The 23,687-nt window shown below is 38.5% G+C and carries 23 protein-coding genes; 17 read left to right on the plus strand and 6 right to left on the minus strand.

Features of this window, described 5'->3' with window-relative positions:
- Positions 1 to 252 precede the first annotated feature (252 nt).
- A complete protein-coding gene (locus M3627_RS17745; RefSeq protein WP_251556886.1) occupies positions 253 to 1,122 on the plus strand; it encodes an ABC transporter ATP-binding protein in 870 nt (289 codons plus the stop codon).
- Entirely contained in the window at positions 1,115 to 1,726 is a 612-nt protein-coding gene (locus M3627_RS17750; RefSeq protein WP_251556847.1) for an ABC-2 transporter permease, read from the plus strand. Before M3627_RS17745 ends, M3627_RS17750 begins: the two co-directional genes overlap by 8 nt.
- An 84-nt stretch (positions 1,727 to 1,810) precedes the next feature.
- Here the strand turns inward: M3627_RS17750 and M3627_RS21130 are convergent, their stop codons facing one another.
- From M3627_RS21130 to pnuC, 3 genes are read right to left on the minus strand one after another with little or no spacing between them, the layout of a single operon-like run.
- Positions 1,811 to 2,698 carry an AAA family ATPase gene (locus M3627_RS21130; protein WP_251556848.1) on the minus strand — a complete coding sequence of 296 codons (888 nt, stop codon included), beginning with the start codon at positions 2,696 to 2,698 and terminating at the stop codon, positions 1,811 to 1,813.
- 30 nt (positions 2,699 to 2,728) lie between these two features.
- The gene (locus M3627_RS17760) at positions 2,729 to 2,896 is read right to left on the minus strand and encodes an adenylyltransferase/cytidyltransferase family protein (RefSeq protein ID WP_251556850.1); all 168 of its coding nucleotides are present in this window, start codon (positions 2,894 to 2,896) and stop codon (positions 2,729 to 2,731) included.
- Positions 2,874 to 3,590: a nicotinamide riboside transporter PnuC gene (pnuC, locus tag M3627_RS17765; RefSeq protein WP_251556852.1), complete on the minus strand. Its 717-nt coding sequence runs from the start codon at positions 3,588 to 3,590 to the stop codon at positions 2,874 to 2,876. The genes M3627_RS17760 and pnuC overlap by 23 nt, the downstream gene beginning before the upstream one ends.
- A gap of 304 nt (positions 3,591 to 3,894) precedes the next feature.
- On the opposite strand from pnuC, the gene M3627_RS17770 reads away from it, so the two are divergent.
- The 6 genes from M3627_RS17770 to M3627_RS17795 all read left to right on the plus strand — a co-directional run bounded on the left by M3627_RS17770 (position 3,895) and on the right by M3627_RS17795 (position 12,435).
- Positions 3,895 to 4,599, plus strand: coding sequence for a response regulator transcription factor (locus M3627_RS17770; RefSeq protein ID WP_169360256.1), 705 nt, complete (start codon positions 3,895 to 3,897; stop codon positions 4,597 to 4,599).
- Position 4,600: 1 nt separating this feature from the next.
- The gene (locus tag M3627_RS17775; protein WP_251556854.1) at positions 4,601 to 5,626 is read left to right on the plus strand and encodes a sensor histidine kinase; all 1,026 of its coding nucleotides are present in this window, start codon (positions 4,601 to 4,603) and stop codon (positions 5,624 to 5,626) included.
- The gene (locus M3627_RS17780; protein ID WP_169360254.1) at positions 5,607 to 6,380 is read left to right on the plus strand and encodes an ABC transporter ATP-binding protein; all 774 of its coding nucleotides are present in this window, start codon (positions 5,607 to 5,609) and stop codon (positions 6,378 to 6,380) included. Before M3627_RS17775 ends, M3627_RS17780 begins: the two co-directional genes overlap by 20 nt.
- A gap of 37 nt (positions 6,381 to 6,417) precedes the next feature.
- Positions 6,418 to 8,352: an FtsX-like permease family protein gene (locus tag M3627_RS17785; protein ID WP_251556856.1), complete on the plus strand. Its 1,935-nt coding sequence runs from the start codon at positions 6,418 to 6,420 to the stop codon at positions 8,350 to 8,352.
- 166 nt (positions 8,353 to 8,518) lie between these two features.
- Entirely contained in the window at positions 8,519 to 10,072 is a 1,554-nt protein-coding gene (locus tag M3627_RS17790) for a fatty acid--CoA ligase family protein (RefSeq protein ID WP_251556858.1), read from the plus strand.
- Positions 10,073 to 10,458: 386 nt separating this feature from the next.
- Positions 10,459 to 12,435, plus strand: coding sequence for a S9 family peptidase (locus tag M3627_RS17795; RefSeq protein WP_251556860.1), 1,977 nt, complete (start codon positions 10,459 to 10,461; stop codon positions 12,433 to 12,435).
- Between the two features lie 48 nt (positions 12,436 to 12,483).
- On the opposite strand, the gene M3627_RS17800 is transcribed toward M3627_RS17795, so the two are convergent.
- Positions 12,484 to 13,851, minus strand: coding sequence for an amino acid permease (locus M3627_RS17800; protein ID WP_169360250.1), 1,368 nt, complete (start codon positions 13,849 to 13,851; stop codon positions 12,484 to 12,486).
- Positions 13,852 to 13,983: 132 nt separating this feature from the next.
- Here M3627_RS17800 and M3627_RS17805 point away from each other — a divergent pair, with 132 nt between their 5' ends.
- Together M3627_RS17805 and M3627_RS17810 are read left to right on the plus strand one after the other, a co-directional pair.
- Entirely contained in the window at positions 13,984 to 14,523 is a 540-nt protein-coding gene (locus M3627_RS17805; RefSeq protein ID WP_446740166.1) for a GNAT family N-acetyltransferase, read from the plus strand.
- A 119-nt stretch (positions 14,524 to 14,642) separates the two neighbouring features.
- Positions 14,643 to 15,029 (plus strand): CopG family transcriptional regulator, encoded by a 387-nt coding sequence (locus M3627_RS17810; RefSeq protein WP_251556862.1) that lies wholly within the window; start codon positions 14,643 to 14,645, stop codon positions 15,027 to 15,029.
- 81 nt (positions 15,030 to 15,110) lie between these two features.
- On the opposite strand, the gene M3627_RS17815 is transcribed toward M3627_RS17810, so the two are convergent.
- Both M3627_RS17815 and M3627_RS17820 read right to left on the minus strand, forming a co-directional pair.
- Entirely contained in the window at positions 15,111 to 15,413 is a 303-nt protein-coding gene (locus tag M3627_RS17815; RefSeq protein ID WP_483315293.1) for a YolC/YozM family protein, read from the minus strand.
- A gap of 704 nt (positions 15,414 to 16,117) precedes the next feature.
- Positions 16,118 to 17,119 carry a S66 family peptidase gene (locus M3627_RS17820; protein ID WP_251556866.1) on the minus strand — a complete coding sequence of 334 codons (1,002 nt, stop codon included), beginning with the start codon at positions 17,117 to 17,119 and terminating at the stop codon, positions 16,118 to 16,120.
- A 128-nt stretch (positions 17,120 to 17,247) separates the two neighbouring features.
- Here M3627_RS17820 and M3627_RS17825 point away from each other — a divergent pair, with 128 nt between their 5' ends.
- The 7 genes from M3627_RS17825 (at position 17,248) to M3627_RS17855 (ending at position 23,620) form a co-directional block, all read left to right on the plus strand.
- Complete coding sequence (locus M3627_RS17825; protein ID WP_251556869.1) at positions 17,248 to 17,742, plus strand: GNAT family N-acetyltransferase; 495 nt, start codon at positions 17,248 to 17,250, stop codon at positions 17,740 to 17,742.
- 126 nt (positions 17,743 to 17,868) lie between these two features.
- Positions 17,869 to 19,713 carry an SLC13 family permease gene (locus tag M3627_RS17830; RefSeq protein ID WP_251556871.1) on the plus strand — a complete coding sequence of 615 codons (1,845 nt, stop codon included), beginning with the start codon at positions 17,869 to 17,871 and terminating at the stop codon, positions 19,711 to 19,713.
- 42 nt (positions 19,714 to 19,755) lie between these two features.
- Complete coding sequence (locus M3627_RS17835; RefSeq protein WP_169360244.1) at positions 19,756 to 20,238, plus strand: NUDIX hydrolase; 483 nt, start codon at positions 19,756 to 19,758, stop codon at positions 20,236 to 20,238.
- A 188-nt stretch (positions 20,239 to 20,426) separates the two neighbouring features.
- Positions 20,427 to 21,068, plus strand: a complete 642-nt coding sequence (locus M3627_RS17840; RefSeq protein WP_251556872.1) for a class I SAM-dependent methyltransferase — start codon at positions 20,427 to 20,429, stop codon at positions 21,066 to 21,068.
- 13 nt (positions 21,069 to 21,081) lie between these two features.
- Positions 21,082 to 21,552 (plus strand): S-ribosylhomocysteine lyase, encoded by a 471-nt coding sequence (locus M3627_RS17845; RefSeq protein ID WP_169360242.1) that lies wholly within the window; start codon positions 21,082 to 21,084, stop codon positions 21,550 to 21,552.
- Positions 21,553 to 22,482, plus strand: coding sequence for a PLP-dependent cysteine synthase family protein (locus M3627_RS17850; protein WP_251556873.1), 930 nt, complete (start codon positions 21,553 to 21,555; stop codon positions 22,480 to 22,482).
- A gap of 4 nt (positions 22,483 to 22,486) precedes the next feature.
- Positions 22,487 to 23,620, plus strand: coding sequence for a bifunctional cystathionine gamma-lyase/homocysteine desulfhydrase (locus M3627_RS17855; protein ID WP_251556874.1), 1,134 nt, complete (start codon positions 22,487 to 22,489; stop codon positions 23,618 to 23,620).
- Positions 23,621 to 23,687 lie beyond the last annotated feature (67 nt).

Genomic DNA, 23,687 nt, shown 5'->3' on the forward strand with positions numbered 1-23,687 from the left:
TAATATTGTGCATACCGTTAATATAGTATATAGTGTGTATATATCACATATACTCTTTTGCTTTATCTATGTCAGGAGGGGGTTCTAGCTCAGTTAATTTCATAAATAGCTTTTTAACATTTAAACATGTACCTTTCTATCTGATGATTGCGATAGGAGATGACTCCAGGGGGATGAGTTAATGAGCAATAAAAATCCTGTCAAAGAAAAGTTTGATAGCACGCATTTTAATTTTAATAAGGGGTGAGGAAAATAGAAAATTTAGTAGAGTTTAAAAATGTCAGCAAATATTTTAAAGATTTCTCCTTAGAGAATATGAATTTACATGTTAAACAAGGGCAAATAACAGGATTTGTAGGGGCGAACGGGGCAGGGAAATCATCCACCATGAAGCTAATAATGAATCTTTTACAACCAGATACAGGTGAAATAAAAATATTTGGTAAGGATTATGCCGATCATGAAAAGGAAATTAAAGAGCGCATAGGATTTGTTTATGATAGTAATGTATTTTACGAGAGTTTGAATCTAAAAGAAATCCGTAAAATAATTGGCCCAGCTTATCAAAATTGGAGTGACAGTCAATTTAATGATTATGTTAGAAAGTTTGAACTCCCATTAAACAAAGCTATTAAAACCTTTTCCAAAGGAATGCTGATGAAAACTTCTTTAGCAATAGCCCTATCTCATGAAGCTGAATTTATAATGATGGATGAGCCGACAGCTGGTTTAGATCCCGTTTTTCGAAGAGAATTGCTGGATATTTTAAAAGATATGATGGTAGATGGAAGGCGGACTATCTTCTTCTCCACCCATATAACCAGTGATTTAGAAAGAATCGCAGATAATATTACTTTCATTCATAAAGGAAAGATTCTTTTCAACGAGTCGATAAGAAATATACAGGAGCGTTATGCATTAGTAAAAGGAAGTGCAAATCTAATCAACCAAGACATTGAAAAATGTTTTATCAGTATGGAACGTTCCTCTACAGAATTTCAAGCAATAACAAATAATGCAGAAGAAGTAAAAAGATTATTAGGAGCTCAAGTGGTTATTGAAGAAGCTACCTTGGAGGATATTATGTTTTATACGAAAGGAGCTATAGGGCAATATGTATAATTTGATAAAAAAAGATTTAGTTATTCAAAAAACACAGATACTACTTTTTATTCCGTTTATTATGTTCTTTGCAATATTTGCTGATCATATGAGTCCAGCCTTTGTTTTTCTGATGGCTAGCATGTATATACCACTGAATGGATATATTTACGATGAACAAGTAGAATCTAATATCCTTCTTAATTCTTTGCCTTATACGAGAAAAGAGATTGTGGCAGCAAAGTACATCGGCGCTCTTGCATATATGGTTCTATCAATAGGTGTCGCTAGTATCATTTTTTATATATTTAGTTATGACTTTTTGATAAAGGATATATCTATCGCTATGGGATTATTCTTCATTTTCACAGCAATAGCCTTTCCGTTATTTTATATTTTAAAACCCGGATATATAGGTGCAGTGGTTATGGTTGGATTTCTATTCTTAGCTGTTGTTATCCCGCCAGTCTTTCAATTCCTGAGCAAACATCTCACTACGATTACAGATTTTCTAACTAGCATGTCGACAACAACTCTTTACCTTAGTGGCGCAGCTACCTGCATTATAATTTATCTAATTTCCTGGATGGTTAGCCAATCTGTATATCAGCGAAAGGTATTTTAAGTTTGGAAAATTGGAGTTCAGAAACGTTCATCACTAAAAAAGGAATGTCTCCAATCTGAGACATTCCTATATAGGCTATTTTGTTTAAATAACATGTCTTAAAGAATCATATACAATTGTGATACACTTTTCTAACCGACGGGATCGGCTATTCTCATCTACTATGTGAAGGCTAATACCGTACTCATTAAATAAGCTTTTCAATTGTTCATTGTCCTGTAACCTCTGTTTTTGTGAGACAGGAAGTCTGGTTCCATCCATTTCATACTCATTATGAGGTTCTAAGTAAATGTAAGTATCTATTTGATTTACTCGACTCTTAATCATTTCGCTCAAAACTGCGCTTTTTTCGCCGATACTTTTTAATCTGAAAAACTGGGTGTATGTTTCCTCCGTATCAATAAAGAGCACTTTATTGGCTGTAGGCACCGCTTGCAAAATAGCATAGCTATGTCCAAAAGCGATTTGATGGAAGTCCTCTGGCATGTCGATATCAAAACAACCATTGATGTTATCGTAGAAGGCTCTACCGTATTCTTCTACAAGGTTCGTTTGAAAGTGAGCAGCTAGTAGCTTAGCCATCGTTGACTTCCCTGTAGACTCTACTCCGCATAAGCAAATTCTTTTAACGTATGATTCCCTTACAGCTGGAGGTAGCATTTCCCAATACGAATAGACACCTTTATCTCGTATTTCTGTTGCGGAGATAGGATATTGGGTGCTCAGTCTATCAAAAAGGATATGCTCACTATCAGGAAAGTACATATTAAAATAATCTTCATAGTCAGCTTCACTACTAAACACATAATCTAATTTTCCACCAAGCTTTTGAAGCAATTCCTCATTGGCCTGCTTCACTAATGGATCTGTCATATACCCGTCTGAACGACGCTCATAGTGAGACAGCACACGAACATTCGGCATATCTTTTGTGGCTTTAGTAACCCAACGCTCTCTTAGACGAGGAGACACCCATTTAAAATTACTGTTTAGACACAGGTCTTACTCATAGGCTTCATCGTAGCCTACAACTACAAACAACACATCTACTAGCGAAGCAGCTTTTATAATACAGCTGAGATGCCCCATATGAAATGGTAAAAACTTTCCTCCATAATAACCAAATGTTAAATTTCGGTCATATTCCTCAATTGGAAGGCCGTAGTTCATACGCTTCTCCTTCAAGATTATGTTGCGCTCTGTGCATTTTCAGCCAGTTTACATATCCGTAAATAGAGTTCACTAAAAATGCCGACCACATAACAAGCATTGACCAGTCATTTCCGCCCGTTTTTGTAAGTGTGATCACCCAAAGGACAATTGTTAATCCATTGACAGCGATCCAAAGCACCCATTGCTCTGCATAACGTTTAAGCATCAATATTTGAGCTAGAACAGATAACACAACTGCAGCTGAATCTAATCGAACCTGTTGGCCACCAATAGCATTTAAAAGGTAGGCATAAGATATAGACGCTACAATAGAGATAACAATTATATACATCCATCCTTTTTTGTCTAATCGTTTTACAGAGACGTCTTCGCCAATTGTCTGAACTTTCGTTAGGTTTTTTCTCCATAAATAGATTCCGATAAACTGTATTGGAAAATAGAACAGTCCATTCAGCATAGACTCCCCATATAATCCATACGTATAGGTGATGTAGGCATAAGTAGACGTGTTTACAATACCAAAATAATAATTACTAATTTTCCCCTTTGCTACCAATACCACACAAAGCATACCTGTTAGTGAGCTTATTAGACCTAATAATGAATCCTTCCAAGCAAAAAACAAATAAATATTAACTAACGTAAATACACCCAACCAAACTTTTTCAAATAAAGTCCAGTCCTTGAACATTCCCATCACTCTCTCCTTTATTCATCATGTTATTCTCCCCTACAATAATTCCATACAATCCTCAGGAGGTTCTTGCAAATAAGTAAAAATTACCCTCCTTTATAAGAAAATGTATCGAACAATAAAACAATAGATTATTCTGATAATAAATACAATATCCTTTGAAAAATAAATTTTTAAAATGTCACCACCACAATAGGAGAGGCTTAAAAAATATGATTGTGGTATGAATTCTTTGGGTGTATGAAGAATAATAAAGAAAGATTTGATATGATAAGAGAAGAACTTTTTAAGGGGGATTACTGTGGACACACACCGAGTGCTAGTAGTGGAAGACGATAAGAAAATTGCAGCACTACTGGCAGATACATTAAGAAAATATCACTATGAAGTACATACTATAGAAGACTTTGACCATATAATTGAGGAATTTACAGCCTTTGATCCACACATTGTTTTACTTGATGTGAATTTACCTTCGTATGACGGCTATTATTGGTGTAGACAATTAAGACAGCTTACGACTTGTCCGATTATTTTTGTTTCGGCAAGATCAGGTGAAATGGATCAGATTTTTGCTTTAGAAAATGGGGGAGACGATTTTATTACGAAGCCTTTCCATTATGAAATCGTCCTAGCTAAAATACGAAGCCATTTAAGAAGGACGTATGGGGAGTATGCAGCAAAGCAGGAGGAGAGAATTGTCCGAGCTGGAAAGCTTCAGCTTTTCTTGGAGCGGATGGAGCTACATATTGGGAAGGAAGAAATTCCTCTTCAGAAGAAAGAGTGTACCATACTAGAATTACTGTTAAGAAACTATCCTAAAGTAGTGACACGGGAGCAACTATTAGAAGAGCTCTGGGATGACCAGTCCTTTGTTGATGAGAACACATTGAATGTGAACATGACAAGAGTCCGTAAAAAGCTTGCGGATTACCATGTGAGCTCCACCATTGAAACGGTACGAGGAGCAGGTTATCGCTTAAACCTTAGTTCGGAGGAATCCTGATATGTTTCGTTTATTTATAAAAGAACATTCTATCTTTATCATATTTCAAATTTTCCTTGTGTTATTTATCATGCTCCTTTATTGGCTGGATGGCTTTCGAAACGTTGATACTGCCGTATACTCAATCGTCATTAGCACCATCCTAACACTTACCTTTTTAGGGACGCTTTTTATAAAAAAAATGTCGTTTTATAAAAAAATACTATCTGTTCCAAACAAAATAGAGGTAGTCTTGCAAAAAGAAGGATACTCCCCCGAAGTAAGACAGGTGGAGACCTATTTGCAGCACATCTATCGTTTATATCAAAAAGAGGTACAGCTTTTATATGCAACTCAAAACAGGCATCTGCAATTTATGAACAGCTGGGTTCATCAAATGAAAACTCCAATTTCTGTTTTAGAAATGATGGGACAAAATGGGGAACAGATGGACTCTAAAAGTGTTCTCGAGGAAACGGATCGATTGAAGCGAGGATTAGAAGCCGTACTTATGAATGCCAGGCTTGATACCTTTGAAGAAGATATGCACATAGAACAAGTGAATTTAAGGCAAGTTGTGGCAGAAGAGGTTTCTAAGAATAAGCGATTGTTTATTAGTCATCGAGTTTATCCAGTCATTGAAATGGAAGATGATTGTTTAATCGCGACGGATTCTAAATGGATCCGTTTTGTTATTGCTCAATTTATAACAAATGCTGTTAAATACACGATGAAGGAAAATAAAAAGATATTTTTTGAAACTACTTTAGAGGACGAAAAAGTAGTATTGAGTGTGAGGGATGAAGGGATTGGTATCCCGGCCTCTGATATAAAACGTGTGACCAAAGCCTTTTTTACGGGCGAGAATGGACGTAAAAGTGGGGAATCTACTGGAATGGGATTATATTTAGCTCAGGAAATCTGTAATCGTTTAGGTCACAAGATGAGCATCAAGTCGATACTTGGTGAAGGGACGACCATATCGATCCTATTTGAGAAGTTAGATTCTAAGGAAAGGGATGACAAGGATGTCGATATTAGTTCTTGATGATATAACGAAGGTTTATGAAGGAAAAATAGCTCACCTTGCCATTAATCAGCTTAGCTTTGAAGTGGAAAAGGGAGAGTTCCTTGCAGTAATGGGTCCATCAGGAAGTGGAAAAACTACTTTACTGAATATAATTTCCACTATTGACCGACCAACCTCTGGGGATTTCTTTATAGACGGCTTAAACCCGCTGGAGCTGAAAAAGGATGATTTGTCTTTATTTAGAAGAAGACAGCTTGGATTCGTATTTCAGGATTTCAACCTTCTCCCAGCGCTTACTGTAGAGGAAAATATGATTCTCCCTTTAACCTTAGATGGGCAGCCTGTAGGGACAATGAGGGAAAAAGTCATTGAGATAGCGGAATCGTTGGATCTAATGAATATTCTAGAAAAGAGACCAGCAGAGATCTCTGGTGGTCAGGCGCAAAGAACTGCGATAGGAAGAGCTTTGATACATGGGCCGTCTATTATTCTTGCGGACGAGCCAACCGGGAATCTAGATTCTAAATCAGCACGTGATGTATTAGAAATATTAACTCAAGTTAATCAGATGAGTAATACGACCATTGTTATGGTAACTCACGATCCGATAGCAGCAAGTTATTGCGATCGAGTGCTATTTATCAAGGATGGAGAGTACTTTAACGAGATTTATAAGGATGATCGAAGACAAACCTTCTTCCAGAGAATATTAAACGTCCTTTCTCTCTTAGGTGGAAACGTTAACGATTTAAACTCTTTGCGAATGCCTTGATAATTTTCGAAAGATGAAAGTTAGGTGGAAATGTAAAATGACCTTTCAACAATTTGCTTATCATAATGTCATAAGGAACAGCAGGATATATGCAGCTTTTTTTCTAGCTAGTAGCTTTTCTGTTATGGTGTTCTTCGTCTATACGATGTTAATGTTTCATCCAAAGATTGAGGATCAGTTTTTACGTGATATAGCATTTGGTGGAATGCTGATTGCTGAGATTATATTAATCATTTTTACATTGTTTTTTTTATTTTATTCGATGAGTGCCTTCATACAGGCTAGGTCGCATGAGTTTGGCGTACTACTGAATCTTGGGATGCAAAAGCAACAGCTAGGTCGGATGATTTTTATAGAAACAATGCTATTAGGACTTATATCTGTTACTGTCGGCATATTCTTTGGCTTTTCATTTTCCAAGTTCTTTTTTATGGTTATCCGAGAGCTTTTTTTACTCGATAGCCTTCCTTTGTATGTATCTTGGAAGCCATTTGCATTAACAATCATCGTTTTTGTTACGATGTTTGTCGTGATTTCTTTTAGCAGTGTCGTTTTTATACGTAAGAAAGATATCATCCAGCTTCTAAGAGGATATAGTAATGACGAGGAGCCGACTGCATATAAAAAATGGAGAGCATTACTGGGGTTTGTCCTCATTTTATCTGCCTACGGACTTGTTATATTCTCGGCATTTCAAATGCATATTGCCCTTAGCTTCGTCATTGTGACATTAGCATTTTGGGGAACGTATTACTTTTATACGGACAGCATCCTCTACCTGCTACAGGTCATTCGAAACAAAAGAAAACTTTATTGGCGGTCTTTTCGGTTAATCGCTTTCGCAGATGCATCGATAAAAATTCGAGAGAATGCCAAAATGTTTTTCGTTGTAACAATTGTATCGTGTATAGCCTTTCTTTCAGTGGGAATCGTTACTTCGTTTACTTCCTTTACCGCACAGTTTAGAGAGTTAAACCCTGTAAGTATTTTCTACTCTAGTGATTGGGATAATCCCTATGAACAAGAGCATGTGACGAAGCTAACCGAGGAGTTGCAGAATAAAGGGCTTTCTTATGATTTAGTTAAATTTAATCTGAAGAAGCAGACGTCCTCTAGTACAGGAGAGACGGTCAACGTCATTAGAGAATCAGAAGTCAATAGCCTTGCGCTTGCACTCAAAATTCCTTTTGTTGATTTGCTACCGGGACAGGCATTGTTAGTACCCAATACAGAAGAGGACTTTGGAAGTATCCGAGTGGAAAATGAACAGACAGTGTTAGAGGAAAGTAATATTCCTCTTCGTATTCAGGATATTTACAATAAGTTAATTTTTCCTTCCTTAGCAATCAAAGATCGTACAATCATTATTAGTGATGAGGACTTTTCATTAATAACAGAACCATTGGCGGGGTATGAGGACCAGCAATCGAGAATGACCTTTTATGCCTTCCATATTTCTGAATGGCTCCGTACGAAAGAAATTGGTACTAGTTTAGACGAATTAATGAGTGAAACTGTAAGTTCTACTGGTATAAATTCCAATCCTTTTTATTACGTAAACCCAGGGTTGAACTATTCCATTATTCGCGCTACCTTCTCATTACTTCTATTCACGGGGCTATTAGTTGCTGCAGTACTAATCCTAGCTGCAGGTAGCTTTGTTTACTTCAAGCTATACACAGATTTGGAGAGAGATAAGAAGCAATATGATGTACTGAGAAGAATGGGAGTAACAGATAGAGAACTAGTTAAAATCGTTAATAGGCAGCTAATTCCGCAATTCTTTTTACCTTGGGGGCTAGCAATGATTCATAGCACCTTCTCCTTCTTATTTTTACAAGCATTTTGGGTGGATCTAGCTGCAGTTTCCATAGCTAAAGAAATGTTAATAGTTTTAATAGTATTTACCATTATCCAGCTATCCTATTTCTATTTAATAAGATGGAGATATATTGCCCATATTCAAGAATAAAATATGCATGAAAGAATGGGGCAGGGCTAGTACTCTGCTCCCATTTTGCTTTGGAAGTAAATGGTGCAAACCTTCATTTTATATTGAATTGTCAAAACTTTTCTTATATAATTAAGTTGGGGATTATGAATGACTGTTCATTCAAGAAAGATGGGAGCTGTAAAAAATGAGTTTAGTGACACACGTTCAACAAAGGGCCTTAAAAAATCCAGACAAAATTGCTTATCATTTTATGGGAAAAGACACTACTTACGCAGAATTCAATCAGTCGGTAGAGCGTTTTGCGGCTGCTTTGAATTCATTAGGGGTAGAAAAAGGGGATAATGTAGGGTTTCTACTTGGAAATTCTCCACACTTCTTAATTTCTCTTTATGCAACCATGCGTTTAGGTGCAACCGCAGTACCGATTAATCCAATATACACACCAGATGAAATTAGCTACATCGTGAAAAACAGTGACGCTAAAGCTATTATTGCCTTAGATGCGTTTATACCACTAGTAGAAAAGGCAGCTGGTGTTTTTTCAACAGTAGAAAACTATATTATCTGTGAGACAGATCCATCAACACCTGAAAAGCTTGCAGCTCTTCCAGCTACCTTAAAGTCTAAGGTGAAATCGTTTACATATTTGATTTCTACAGCAGTGGAAGCAGTACCTCAAGTGGAAATTGATTCAGATGACACAGCTGTCATTCTATACACATCTGGTACTACTGGACATCCTAAGGGTGCTATGCTGACATTTAATAATATTTACTCGAACGCTCGTGACGTTGCCGAGTATTTAAACTTCAGCACAGACGACCGAGTAATAGCGACACTTCCAGTATTCCATGTATTTGCATTGACGGTAGTAGTAAATGCACCATTATTAATGGGGGCTACTATTCTGTTAGTTCCTAGATTCAGTCCACAGGAAGTGTTCCATGTGATTAAAGAGCAAGAGGCAACTGTCTTTGCTGGTGTACCAACGATGTTCAACTTCCTATATCAATTCCCAGAAGGAAAGGTAGAAGATTTCTCTACGATTCGTTTAGCGATTTCTGGAGGATCCTCCTTACCGGTTGCTTTATTGCACAACTTTGAAGACAAATTTAAAGTGCGTATTTCGGAGGGCTATGGTTTATCAGAGGCTTCTCCAGTAACTTGCTTTAACCCAATTGATCGCGACCGCAAGGCAGGATCCATTGGAACTTCTATAGTTAACGTAGAAAACAAAGTGGTAAATGAGCTCGGGGAAGAGGTACCGGTAGGAGAAGTTGGCGAACTGATTGTTCGTGGACCGAACGTCATGAAGGGCTATTACAAGATGCCTGAAGAAACGGAAAATGCAATTCGTGGTGGCTGGCTTTATACAGGTGACCTAGCTCGCCAAGACGAGGAAGGCTATTTTTATATCGTTGACCGTAAAAAGGATATGATCATTGTCGGGGGCTATAATGTTTACCCTCGTGAGGTTGAGGAAGTATTATTTGCGCACCCTGGCATCGTGGAAGCAGCCGTTATCGGCGTTCCAGACCCTAACTTTGGAGAAGAAGTACTTGCCTTCGTTGTGAAAAAGGATGAATCCTTAACGGAAGAGCAGCTTCATGATTATTGCGCTGAAAAACTAGCAAAATATAAAATTCCAAAAAGTATAGAATTTTTAGATGAGCTTCCAAAAAATACGACTGGTAAAATACTACGTCGTACATTGAAGCCAACAACCAAAGCAAAATAACAGAAACTGCCTCCTGAAATGGGAGGCAGTTTTTTTAGTGGGAATTAAAATATAGTGCACATGTGTAAATCTAGTTGAATCGAGAGAGATACTGATCGATTGTAGTAATCTATGGATTGATTGTCGTAAAGTAGCGTGGGATTGTAGTAAAACACGGACCCATTGTCGTAAATTTAGTTGGATTGAGTAAACCGCAGAGTATTGGGTGTTTGGGTAGGAAGTCGGCTTATTGCTCATCTCCTGAAATGCGTTTGCCTTATGAAGAGATCAACTTTGCTTAATGTTAAATATGAAAATATTCATGTAGCATTCTTTTTTTCGGGAATTAAAGGAAAATGATTTATAATGTCGAAATAAGAAAGACAACAAGAAAGCGAGGAAAAATAATGACTAAAAGACGGTTAGAAGCAAAGGACTTATTTAAACTGCAATCTATTACAAATCCTGTAATTTCTCCATCAAATAAGGACGCCTTATTTATTAGAACTGAAATGAATGAGAAGGATAATAAATACTATTCTTATTTGTATCATGTAGATTTAGAGACAGATGAGGTGGCCCAGTGGACACATCTGAAGGAACGTATATCATCACCATGTTGGTCCAAGGATGGAAAATACATAGCGTTCTTGTCTAGTCGAGATGACAAAAACCAACTCTTCCTTTTATCGTCTAAGGGTGGCGAAGCAAAGAAGCTAACCACTTTTGAAAAAGGAATCTCAAGCTTCCACTGGTCTCCTTGCAGTAAAAAAATCTGGTTTGTCGCGCCTTTAAAAGAGGGGAAAAGCTGGACAGACGACCCTGAAAAAGAAGAAAATAAGCATCCCGAGGCATATGTTGTAGATAAGATGAAATATCATTCAGACGGAGTAGGGCTATTGCCAAAGGATACGTATAGACAGATTGGAATAATCGATATACAAACAGAGGAAGCTGTACAGTTTACGGAGGGAAATCATCAGCACAGCCTGCAGGCAGTCTCACATGATGGCAAGAAAATAGTAATGGGAGTAAATAGAGAAGAAAATCAAGACTTTTCATTTAAACAACCTTTGTATTTAGTAGATGTGGAATCGAAGGAAGAGAGCATATTAGTAGATGAAGAGGGTTATTTCGGAGGCGCTGCTTTTTCACATGAAAATGACTATGTTGCTTTTGTAGGATCAAATAGAACTTATGAAAATGCAACACACGATGAAGTATATATTTATAATGTTCAAACAGGTGTAAGAGAGGCTTTAACAGAAGGAATTGATGCTCCAGTTGGAGATTATTCCGGAGGTGATTTGCAGCAAGGAGCAAGTGCACCAAGTGTAGCCTGGACAAAAGACAACTATGTATATTTTCAGCTCTCTACTATGGGTGACGTCCGCCTCTATGTAGCTTCCTTAGAGGGAGAGATCTATCCAGCCACACCTGAAAACGAGCATGTTTATGGATATGACGTTGCGAAAGATGGCACATTTGCACTTGCCACGATAAGTAATTCAGTATTTCCCGGGGAATTATTTAAGCTTAATTTGACGACTGGGGAGAGAAAAGCACTAACTTCATTCAATGAACAGCTTTTGGAAGAAATAGAACTTGTCGAACCAGAGGCGATTGTTTATAAGGGAGCTAAGGACTGGGATGTTCACGGGTGGCTGATGAAGCCGGCTGGTTTTGAGGACGGAAAGAAATACCCGCTAATTGTAGAGATTCATGGTGGTCCCCATACGATGTATGCAAACACGTTCTTCCATGAGCTACAGTTATTGGCGGCTAAGGGATACGGAGTGCTATATGTAAACCCAAGAGGTAGTCATTCGTATAGTCAAGAATTTGTAGATGCCGTAAGAGGTGACTATGGTGGTGGAGACTATGAGGACATTATGGCAGGCGTTGACTATGTGTTGTCAGAAAATGATTGGATTGATAATGATCGTCTAGGAGTAACAGGAGGAAGCTACGGTGGTTTTATGACGAACTGGATTGTCGGTCATACAAATCGCTTTAAGGCAGCTGTAACCCAGCGCTCTATCTCTAACTGGGTTAGCTTTTACGGCGTTTCCGATATAGGATATTATTTCACACCTTGGCAAATTGGTGGAGATATGACGGATATTAATAAACTTTGGGATGCATCTCCATTAAAATATGCGTCTCAGGTGGAAACTCCGTTACTTATTTTGCATAGTGAAAACGACTATCGTTGTCCAATAGAGCAAGCTCAACAGTTGTATATTACTTTAAAGGGAATGGGGAAAGAAACAAGCTTTGTACGTTTCCCGCAAGCAGATCACAATTTATCGCGTGTCGGGTTACCAAATCTACGCCAAACGAGACTCGAACAAATTACGGGATGGTTTGAAAAGTATATTTAAGCATTAAGAAAAGCCCTTCATCTCCTTTTAGAGAATGAAGGGCTTTATTTAGATCTGGTTTTTCTTTTTATGAAAGCCATTTTTGTAATAGCTAAATACTAAGCCGATGATCCATATAGGACCGACTATTACTGCGACCCTTGTATCAGGGAAATAAGCCATGAGACCAAGCACTAATACTAAAAAGGCAAGCACAAGATACGAGCCGTAGGGATAGAATAATGCCTTATAGGAAAGTCTTGAAACTTCTCCCTTAGTTAAGGATTTTCTGAATTTTAATTGAGACATTAGAATAATTCCCCATGTCCAAACTGCTCCGAAGGTCGAGATACTCGTTACCCAAATAAATACCTTTTCCGGTACTAAGTAATTTAGTAAAACGCCAAACAATAATAGTGCAGCAGAGAAAATAATAGCTTTTGAGGGAACGCCAGTACCGCTGATTCGCTTAAAGGAAGCAGGTGCTTGTTTTTGCTCTGCTAAATTAAAGAGCATTCTCCCTGTACTGAAAATTCCGCTGTTACAGCTTGATAACGCAGCGGTAAGAACAACAAAGTTAATAATACCCGCAGCCGGTCCAATACCAATTTGCTCGAACATTAAAACAAATGGACTACCGTTGTCTCCAACCTCATTCCAAGGATAAATTGACATAATAACGAACAAAGCTCCCACATAGAACAATAAAATTCGCCAAAATACCGTGTTGATGGCATTAGGAATAACCTTCTTAGGATTCTTTGCTTCTCCAGCTGTTACTCCAATCATTTCAACACCTAAGTAAGCAAACATGACCATTTGTAGAGACATGAATATACCCGTTATTCCATTCGGGGCAAAGCCACCGTTTGTCCATAGATTGCTTATACCAACGGCTACACCGCCGTTACCTATACCAAAAATAATAACGCCAAGTCCGACGAATATCATTGCAAGGATTGCCACAATTTTAATAAGAGCAAACCAGAACTCAAATTCTCCGTAAGCCTTTACGGCAATCAAATTAACTAGAGTCATAATCACCAAAGCAGCTAAAGCCCAAATCCACGATGGCGTATCAGGGAACCACATTTTCATGTATACTCCAACTGCTGTAATTTCGGCCATACAGGTGACAACCCATAAAAACCAATAATTCCATCCAGTTATATATCCTGCCAGCGATCCTAAATAATCCTTTGCATACCTGCTAAAAGATCCGGATACCGGGTTATGGACGGCCATTTCCCCTAGTGCTCGCATAATAATGAAAATAGCTAGGCCTCCAATAATATAGGAGATCAGAATAGCTGGTCCGGCTAATTGAATGGCTGTTGCGGAGCCTAAAAATAGTCCGACTCCAATGGCAGCGCCTAACGACATTAAGGTGATGTGCCGTTGTTCCAAGCCTCGTTGTAATTGTTGATTTCCACCCACGAGAGTAGCACTTCCTTTTATATATGTAATTTTCACAAATAACACTTTACCACAATAGAAACTATATAGGAAATATTCTTTCGAAAGAATAGTATGATAAAATTATATGCATGGAAGTTAGGGGGCATGAAAGTGAATGACATTAATATAAGACCGGTAAAAGAAGAGGAACTATATCGATTATGGGAACTGAGCCTAAAAGAAGAAGCCCCAGAATGGAAAAAGTGGGATGCCCCGTTTGAGCCTTACACTTCCATGACTTATGAGCAATTTATTTTAAAAAAAGATTATTTTATAAACCAAGATGATTTTTGGGGAATCTATTATAAAGATGAATTAGTTGGAGCACTTTGTTATTACTGGGAGCATGAGGCCTCACTTTGGCTAGAGATGGGAATTCTTATCTATGACCCAAAATCATGGAATTCAGGAATTGGAACAAAGGCACTTAAAATGTGGATCAATCATCTATTTACGGAGCTGCCTCTTGTACGGGTTGGCTTTACAACCTGGTCCGGCAACGAACGAATGGTCAAGGTTGGAGAAAAGTTAGGTATGAAAATGGAAGCGCGCATGAGAAAATGCCGTTTATATAATGGAGTCTACTATGATTCGATACGTATGGGCTTATTAAGAGAAGAATGGGAAGAACAAAATGAAGCCTCTACCTGAGCTGAACAATAATATATAAAGAAGCACTGAAGAGAGAATTTAGTGCTTTTTTAATTGACTGAAAATTGTGTGTAATATATATTTAAATATAAAATAGATGGTAAGGGGATGGTATGTAGATGGCGGAAACAGAAAAAATAACAATTAATATGAACGTAGTGGATTTAGGAAAGGTAGACTTACTCGTAGAACAAGGCTTTTATTCGAACAGAACGGACTTCATCAAGTCCTCTATTCGAAGCCAACTAAACACACATGCACAAGTAATCGATCAAGCAGTGACAATGAGAGCATTTACGATGGGGGTAAGCTACTACGACAAAGATACATTAGAGCAATTATCAAAGCAAAATAAAACGCTATCTATTAAAACGATTGGTATGCTCATCCTAGCAAATGACATAGACCAAGAGCTAGCGCTAAAAACAATTAGCTCCATAAAAGTGCATGGAGTATTCAAAGCCTCTTCAAAACTTAAAGAAGCACTACAACCATTGATGAATTAAAGGGAAAGGTCGATGTAAAACAAAAAAATGAGCTGGTATATTTTCTCCCAGTTCATTTTTTTGTTGATTTATTTTTACTTTTTATTCTAAAGTTAAATCATCAACAAATACCTCAAGTCCATAACTCTCCATATAATGAGAATTTAAAATATCTCTAAAGTATTCCTTTGCTTGTTCTTTATACTGTGCTTCTGCAATTCTAACTGTAAAAATTTTTTCTCCGGATAAACCCATTGCATGGACAGTAAACTCCTTTTTTGCATGATCATAGATTTGACCAGAAAACAGCTTATCAATACCATCTTCAGTTTTGTTCCCGCCAAATTCTTCTTGTACGAAAAAGAAGATAAATCCCGATACAACTATACATAAAGCTATAATCACTTTTTTCAATATATCACCTCCAAACTTTCTATTCCTCCTTAACGTAAACCGGAACTGTTAGATTAACATTTCAAAAGGGGCCACTTAACCCCAAAAAACAAATCGTAGCCTTGAACAGAGCTAAAGAAAATTAGTTGTGTCGGTAACACAATTTGCACCGTTATTTGGCATAAGTGCAAGGTTCCGCTCCATCTCCGCAAGGTTTGGGGGGATTTGTGCAAGGTTCTACATCGTCTCCGCAAGATTGAGGTTTGTTAGCGCAAGGTTTTACTACTTTTCCGCAAGATTCAGGATTGTCTCAAGTTAGAGCAACACTTTATAGGTTATTCGCAACACTTTCAGAATTAGTGCAACACTTCGCACTATTAGCGCAACACTTTTCGTTTCCGCAACACTTCTCACCATTAGCGCAATACTTTTCGATTTCCCGCAACACTTCTCACCATTGGCGCAACACTTTTCGATTACCCGCAACACTTCTTCCCATATCTGCAACACTTTTCATTCACGCAATACTTACTGCGATATGTGCAACACTTTATAGGTTATTCGCAACACTTTCAGAATTAGTGCAACACTTCGCACTATTAGCGCAACACTTTTCGTTTCCGCAACACTTCTCACCATTAGCGCAACACTTTTCAATACCCCACTCTATTCTCCGCTCCCAATATTAAAAAAGTGAACCCCTTAGGATCCACGCTTTATTTAATCCATTGTTCCATTATCGTAACTTCTTTACTCGTAGCATCTAGCTTGATTTGTCGGCCGATTGGCATCGTTAGCATTGGATGTGTGTGGCAGCAGTCGAAGTCTACTAGGATCGGGATATTTAGGTCTCCGATTGTTTCTAGTAGTATATCAGATGGCTGTTTGCCTGTTCCTTCATCATCGAATAGCTCATGCTTACCAAGTATAATTCCTCCAATTCGATTGAATACGCCATTAACCTTCAATAGATTGAAGTTTTTTTCCACGATAGAGGCAGATTTCATCGTGTCCTCGATTAGGAGGATATCGCCTGCTTTAATGCTTGGCATATAGGGACTTCCCCAAAAACCATACATGGCATTAAGGTTGCCGCCGATGAGTCTGCCTTTAGCGATGCCCTTATTCAGACAAACCCACTCATTTTCTCGCTGATCCTTTTCTTTCGTTTTAACCTCCCAGTTTACCATTTCATCTGTCCAATAGGGAGGGGTGGGGATGACATACGGTGCCTGCTGCTCCTCGATTAGCATTTGATTGAAATAGTCATATGTATAATTGACGAATGGCTCAAACTCTCCAAAGGAAGGGACGAGTGCTGGACCATAAAAGGTTGGTATTCCTGTTTGGGCGTAAAGTGCTAATAGAACTGCTGTTGCATCCGAATAGCCGATTACAATTTTGGGATCCTTTTTAAACGCCTCATAGTCGATATATGGGAGAATAGCATTGGAATTCGTGCCACCAATGGTAGACATAATGCAGCGAACTTCTGGATTTCGAAGAAGCTCATTTAGCTCTTCTGCGCGTGCTTTTATAGAACCTGAGCGATAGTGATCATGCTTTCCAGTTAAGCTTCCCTCTATAATCTCGAATCCCTTAGATTGCATAAAAGCCTTAGCGCGTGCAAACCGCTTAGGGTAAGAGTATGTAACAGGTGAGGAAGGTGAATAAATTCCAATTTTATCTCCCTTTTTTAGTCTGTTTAGTAAAGTCATTAAGCTTCCACTCCTTTATACATACTATAAAAGAAAAATAGCAGCCTAACTAGAAGTTTTTGAGAATTTAGATTAGTATTTCAATTCTTGTATAAAAAGGATATATTAAATAAAAAAGGGGTTAGGTTATGAATGATCATATTTTATTAGAAAACAATGGATTTTATATTAGTACGGATAAGAGGTTACTAGATATAGATGTGATTTATAATTATTTAACGAACGAATCCTATTGGTTAAAAGGGGTAACAAGAGTATTAGTGGAGGCTTCCATAGATAACTCTGTATTGTGCTACGGCATATATGAGGGAAATCCAACATCTGGTGCAGCCAGACAGGTAGGGTTTGCTCGAGTAGTATCAGATTTAGTGAGGCATTCATGGCTAGGAGATGTATTTGTTTTACCTGATTACAGGGGGAGGGGCTTAAGCAAATGGCTGATGAGTGTTATTGTTGAGCATCCGAACTTAAAGGGAACAAATTTTCACTTGGCTACCAAGGATGCGCACTCCTTATATGAACAGTTTGGATTTAAGCCGTTAGACAGCATAGAAAAGAGGATGGCTCGACCGCATGACTGGGATGCTATTCATGCAGGCTACAACAGTGTAAATAAGGGATAGGGTTGTGATTCATACATACTTGATGAACCTTAAAGACTTTGTAACAACCTTTAACCATATGACGAGTACTTCTTCCAAACATTTTATATAATAAAGGAGACAAAAAAAGAAGGAGCTCACTTAGATATGCAGTTAGCAATAACCTTTAGTATATTGGCAATTAGTATTGTCTTATTTATAAGTAATCGAATACGAGCCGACTTAGTGGCATTGCTTGCACTTTTAGCCTTTGTTATTACTGGCATTTTAGAGCCGAACGAGGCGCTTGTTGGATTTTCTAACTCTGTAGTTATTATGATAGCTGGATTATTTGTCGTAGGAGCAGGCATTGTAAGAACTGGACTTGCCCAAAGTGCGGGTAATCTCCTTCTTAAATGGTCTGGTAAAAGTGAACAAAAGCTATTTATTTTATTATTAATAATAACGGGTAGTGTTGGTGCGTTTATGAGCAATACAGGAACGGTTGCATTAATGCTGCCAATCGTCATTAGTATTGCAATTAGCATCAATAGCAGCCCGTCCAAATATTTAATTCCACTGTCCTATATCAGTAGTTTATCTGGCTTATTGACCTTGATAGCAACGCCTGCCAACCTTATTGTCAGCCAGGTGCTAGTAGACAATGGCTATGAAAAGCTTGGATTTTTTGAAATTACGCCGGTTGGTATAATTGCTATTATTGTAGGTATTTTATATTTTGTTGTCGCGAGAAATGTAGTTCTTCCAAATGGCAAAAAGAAAGATGCTGTAGGTGCGGGTCATAAGCTATCGCCTAAACAGCTAGCGATTGATTATGAGCTTGGGGGAAATCTTCATCGCTTGAAGGTTCCTGAGCATTCTTTAATGATTGGAAAGAAGTTGACCGATCTAAAGCTACCGGCAAAGTATCATCTAGCGATTTTGAAGATAGACCGCAAATCCACAGAGGGGATCAATCTGTTACCAATGACGTACCAGGAGATGGCCGGTCCTCTCAGTACAGTCCAGGCAAAGGATGTCCTTTATATTCAAGGTTCCTTAAAGAGAACAGAGGAGCTAGCAAAGGATTATTTGTTAGAAGTGGATGACGATGATTCGATGCCGGACTTATTAGTTTCCAAACAGCTTGGAATCGCGGAGGTGTTATTGACTCCCCATTCCACATTAATTAATGAAACGATAGCGAGTATTAAGTTCCGCGAAAAATATAATTTAAACATTCTTGGCGTAAATCGCAAAGGGGAATATGTATTAAGTGAAATGGCAGATGTCCGTCTACGCTTTGGGGATGCCCTACTAGTACAAGGGGCATGGGAGGAAATTGAGCTCCTCGCAAAGGCTACAAATGATGTAGTGGTTATTGGCCAACCAAAGGAGCACGCAAGTATGGCGGCAGCTAGTGGTAAAGCTCCAATTGCTGGAGCTATTATGCTATTAATGATTATTTTAATGATTTCCGAAGTATTCCCTGCTGTAATTTCTGTTTTAATAGGTGCAGTGTTAATGGTTGTAACGGGGTGCTTACGTAACATGGATGATGCATACGGAAAGATGAACTGGGAAAGCATCATACTCATAGCCGCTATGCTACCTATGGCAACAGCATTAGAAAAGACTGGTGGAATGGTTATTTTATCCGAAGGTATTATAGATCTTCTCGGAGACTTTGGGGCATTAGGTGTATTGGCAGGTATTTATTTTATTACCATGGTGTTTGGTCAATTTATCTCTAACACGGCAACGGCAGTTTTATTTGCTCCAATTGCCATGACTGCTGCACTTAGTATGGGAGCCAATCCATATACTTTCTTAATCGCTATTGCGGTATCATCATCAATGGCTTTTGCAACTCCGGTTGCATCGCCGACCAATGCATTAGTTATGACGGCTGGAGGCTATAAATTTTTCGACTTCGTAAAGGCAGGGATCCCATTACAGCTTATTATGTTTGCAGTCATGATGATTGTGATTCCCATTTTCTTCCCTTTATAAAAATGGTAAAATATTCATAAAGCTAATAAAGGGGGAAGATATATGAAAATGCCAACTCATATCGCTGCAGCAGGCGGTATCGTAGAAAATGAAGAGGGAAAAATTCTTTTAGTGAAAACAGAGCATGGCGGATGGGTTTACCCAGGCGGCCAAATAGAAGTGGGAGAAAACCTGATAGATGGTTTAACGCGAGAAATAAAAGAAGAAAGCGGGATTGACGTAGAGGTATCCTATTTAATAGGGGTTTATTCAAATACCGGTATGTATAAATGGTACGATGGCATTACGGACGTCCCTACTAAAGTAATGTTTGATTTTGTTTGTAAACCAATTGGTGGGGAGCTATGCACTTCTGAGGAGACCTCTGAAGTACTATGGGTATCAAAGGATGAAGTACTTAGCATGATCACGGCTGATGCAATCAGGAAGAGATATCAAGTCTATTTGGAATTTGAGGGTAAAGTAGTGTATCAGGAATACGTAACTAATCCTTCATTTGAATTAAAATTAAACAGAACCATATAAACTAAATGAGATATAAACAGGAGCTAGCCTTAAAGGGTTTGCTCCTTTTTTGTTTTTTACCTTCCAGAAAGGGTAATAAAAAAATAGTAACATCTTCCTTTTATTAGTCTGCTGAATATGATATAACTAAAAGTGTTAATTCAAAGTAAACAACTTGGTTTAATACACTTCAAAAAGGGGTTAGACGAATGGGTAGAGAATTTGTAAATATTTTTGATGGATGGGCAGAGTCCTACGACGCATCGGTGTCAGGAAAAGACCCAGAATATCGTGATGTTTTTGAAGGCTATGATTATATTTTAAATGAAGTAGTTAATCGAATTTCCGGTACTTCTATAATAGAGTTTGGTACAGGGACGGGTAATTTAACAGCACTGTTAGTGGAAAAAGATTTAAGTGTAATTGGCTTCGAGCCAAATGAAAAAATGAGAGAAATGACGGCAAAACGATTTCCGGATAAGGAAATTCTAGACGGTGATTTACTTCAATTTGAAATTGGAGAGGGAAAAATAGATACAATTGTTAGTTCCTTTGTATTTCATCATCTAACGGATGAGGAAAAAGGAAAGGCTCTAAAGCTGTATTCCGAACTTCTCGAACATAACGGCAAGATAGTATTTGCGGATACTGCGTTCATCACAGAGGAAGCAAAGCTAGATCAGATTAAAAAAGAAAGAGCTAGAAACTTTCACAACGTAGCAGACGATTTAGAAAGAGAATACTATACAACGATTCCAATTCTAACGGAATTATTCGAGGAAGCAGGATTTCAAGCACATTTCTCGAAGATGAATGATTATGTCTGGATTATGGACGCAACGAAAAAATAAGGAGCGATTTATAATGAAAAAAATGAACGTAGAAAGCTTTAACCTTGATCACACAAAAGTAGCAGCACCATTTATACGCTTAGCAGGAACAAAAGAAGGAAAACATGGCGATGAAATATACAAATATGATATTAGATTTAAACAACCAAACAAAGAACATATGGAAATGCCAGGGTTACACTCTCTGGAGCACTTAATGGCTGAAAATATTCGTAACCATACGGATCAAGTCGTAGATTTAAGTCCAATGGGCTGCCAAACTGGTTTTTACTTATCCGTCATAAATCATGAGGATTATGATGAGATTCTTGTCATTCTTGAAAAGACGTTAGAGGATGTACTGCAAGCAACGGAGGTACCGGCTTGTAATGAGGTACAGTGCGGGTGGGCAGCTAGCCATAGTTTAGAGGGAGCAAAAGAAATTGCTTCTGAAATGCTTTCTAAAAAAGATGAATGGCGACAAATTTATAAAGAGGAAGCATAAATGAATATTTTTAATAGCGTGCAAGAACTGATAGGAAATACACCCGTAATAGAAATAAATAATATATCTATTCCTAACAATTGCCGCATATTTGCAAAGCTTGAATACCTAAACCCAGGTGGTAGCGTGAAGGATCGTCTTGGTCTAGCGTTAATCGAGGATGCAGAGAAATCCGGTAAGCTTACTCCTGGTGGGACAATCATAGAGCCGACAGCAGGGAATACCGGAATTGGTGTTGCACTGGCTGCAATTGGGAAGGGGTATAAGGTTAAGTTTGTAGTTCCTCAAAAGTTTAGTCTCGAGAAGCAGACCCTTATGCGAGCGCTGGGTGCAGAAGTTATTAATACGGACACAGCATTAGGTATGCAAGGGGCTATTAAGAAAGCGCAGGAGCTAGTGAAAGTCACACCAGGTGCTTTTTCGCCCTCTCAATTTTCTAACCCTGCTAACCCAAAAACTTATGAGCATACACTTGGTCCAGAGCTATGGAGAGATTTAGAGGGACAAATTGATGTGTTTGTAGCTGGAGCTGGCTCGGGTGGAACCTTTATGGGCACGTCCACCTTTTTAAAGGAACGGAATAAAAAAATAAAAACAGTAATCGTAGAGCCTGTAGGTTCCATTTTAAATGGTGGAGAAGCTGGCTCTCATGCAACCGAAGGAATAGGCATGGAGTTTTTACCGGAGTTTATGGACTCATCTTACTTCAATGCCATTCATACCGTTAGTGATGAGAACGCCTTTGCAGAGTTGCGTAGACTCTCCAAAAAAGAAGGCTTACTGGTGGGAAGCTCCTCAGGTGCTGCCTTTTACGCAGCAATGAAGGAAGCAGAGGTGGCATTAGAGGGAAGTCATATCGTTACCATCTTTCCGGACTCTAGTGAACGCTATTTGAGCCAGAAGGTATATGAATTATTCAAGGAGGAATAAATAAATGCGCGCAAAAACAAAGCTTATTCATGCAGGAATCGTTGGAGATGAAGCAACAGGTGCCGTATCCACACCGATTTACCAGGTGAGTACGTATAAGCAAGAAGCCGTTGGTAAATTTAAAGGGTATGAGTATTCACGAACAGGTAACCCGACTCGACATGCATTAGAAGTATTAATCAGTGATTTAGAGGGGGGAGTAGCAGGCTTTGCCTTTTCTTCGGGAATGGCTGCGACAAGCTCGATCATGATGCTCTTCAGTAAGGGTGACCATGTCCTATTAACGGACGATGTGTATGGCGGAACATTCCGAGTGATCTCTAAAGTATTGAATCGTTTTGGAATCGATTCTACATTCGTCGATACAGGGGATCTTTCTAATGTCGAGGCAGCTATTCAAGAAAATACGAAGGCTATTTTCTTGGAGACTCCAACAAATCCTTTATTGAAGGTAACAGACATAGAAGCTATAGCAAAATATGCAAAGGAAAAGGGACTCTTAACCATAGTGGATAACACGTTTATGACTCCTTATTTCCAACAACCAATTGCACTTGGTGCAGATATCGTCGTGCATAGTGCCACAAAATATTTAGGAGGCCATAGTGACGTAGTAGCAGGTCTTGCAGTGGTTAATTCCGAGGAGCTAGCGAGTGAGCTGCATTTTGTTCAAAACTCCGTTGGTGCTGTGCTCGGACCGCAGGATTCCTGGCTGCTGATGCGAGGCATTAAAACATTAGGCTTACGTATGGAAGAGCATAATGAAAGTGCCCAACGAATAGCAGAGTTTTTAAATGATCACGATGCAGTCGGAAAAGTATTTTATCCTGGGCTCTCTTCTCATCCAGGACACGACCTGATGCAAAAACAAGCTACAGGATTTGGAGGAATGATCTCCTTTGACGTTGGAAGTGCAGAAAAAGCAGATGAGCTGTTGGCGAAGCTGAAATACTTTACACTTGCAGAAAGCTTAGGAGCTGTAGAAAGCTTAATCTCCGTACCTGCCCGTATGACTCACGCTTCTATTCCGAGTGAACGAAGAGCAAAATTAGGTATTACCGATGGATTAGTTCGCATTTCTGTAGGTATTGAAGATGTTGAGGATCTAATAGAAGATCTAGAGCAAGCCCTAATATAAATAAATGTTCAATTATTAAAAAAACAACCTACCGGTGATAAAATCTCCTTGAACGGTGATAAAACCG

Origin of the sequence: Psychrobacillus sp. MER TA 171 (genome assembly GCF_023713305.1) — a bacterium.
Classification (GTDB): Bacteria; Bacillota; Bacilli; order Bacillales_A; family Planococcaceae; genus Psychrobacillus.

Bases quoted from the DNA above. Each gene is read 5' to 3' on its own strand.
- M3627_RS17750 (WP_251556847.1), top strand. From the start codon at position 1,115: ATGTATAATTTGATAAAAAAAGATTTAGTTATTCAAAAAACACAGATA.
- M3627_RS17760 (WP_251556850.1), bottom strand. From the start codon at position 2,896: ATGAACTACGGCCTTCCAATTGAGGAATATGACCGAAATTTAACATTT.
- pnuC (WP_251556852.1), bottom strand. From the start codon at position 3,590: ATGTTCAAGGACTGGACTTTATTTGAAAAAGTTTGGTTGGGTGTATTT.
- M3627_RS17775 (WP_251556854.1), top strand. From the start codon at position 4,601: ATGTTTCGTTTATTTATAAAAGAACATTCTATCTTTATCATATTTCAA.
- M3627_RS17780 (WP_169360254.1), top strand. From the start codon at position 5,607: ATGTCGATATTAGTTCTTGATGATATAACGAAGGTTTATGAAGGAAAA.
- M3627_RS17785 (WP_251556856.1), top strand. From the start codon at position 6,418: ATGACCTTTCAACAATTTGCTTATCATAATGTCATAAGGAACAGCAGG.
- M3627_RS17790 (WP_251556858.1), top strand. From the start codon at position 8,519: ATGAGTTTAGTGACACACGTTCAACAAAGGGCCTTAAAAAATCCAGAC.
- M3627_RS17795 (WP_251556860.1), top strand. From the start codon at position 10,459: ATGACTAAAAGACGGTTAGAAGCAAAGGACTTATTTAAACTGCAATCT.
- M3627_RS17810 (WP_251556862.1), top strand. From the start codon at position 14,643: ATGGCGGAAACAGAAAAAATAACAATTAATATGAACGTAGTGGATTTA.
- M3627_RS17820 (WP_251556866.1), bottom strand. From the start codon at position 17,119: ATGACTTTACTAAACAGACTAAAAAAGGGAGATAAAATTGGAATTTAT.
- M3627_RS17825 (WP_251556869.1), top strand. From the start codon at position 17,248: ATGAATGATCATATTTTATTAGAAAACAATGGATTTTATATTAGTACG.
- M3627_RS17830 (WP_251556871.1), top strand. From the start codon at position 17,869: ATGCAGTTAGCAATAACCTTTAGTATATTGGCAATTAGTATTGTCTTA.
- M3627_RS17835 (WP_169360244.1), top strand. From the start codon at position 19,756: ATGAAAATGCCAACTCATATCGCTGCAGCAGGCGGTATCGTAGAAAAT.
- M3627_RS17840 (WP_251556872.1), top strand. From the start codon at position 20,427: ATGGGTAGAGAATTTGTAAATATTTTTGATGGATGGGCAGAGTCCTAC.
- M3627_RS17845 (WP_169360242.1), top strand. From the start codon at position 21,082: ATGAAAAAAATGAACGTAGAAAGCTTTAACCTTGATCACACAAAAGTA.
- M3627_RS17850 (WP_251556873.1), top strand. From the start codon at position 21,553: ATGAATATTTTTAATAGCGTGCAAGAACTGATAGGAAATACACCCGTA.
- M3627_RS17855 (WP_251556874.1), top strand. From the start codon at position 22,487: ATGCGCGCAAAAACAAAGCTTATTCATGCAGGAATCGTTGGAGATGAA.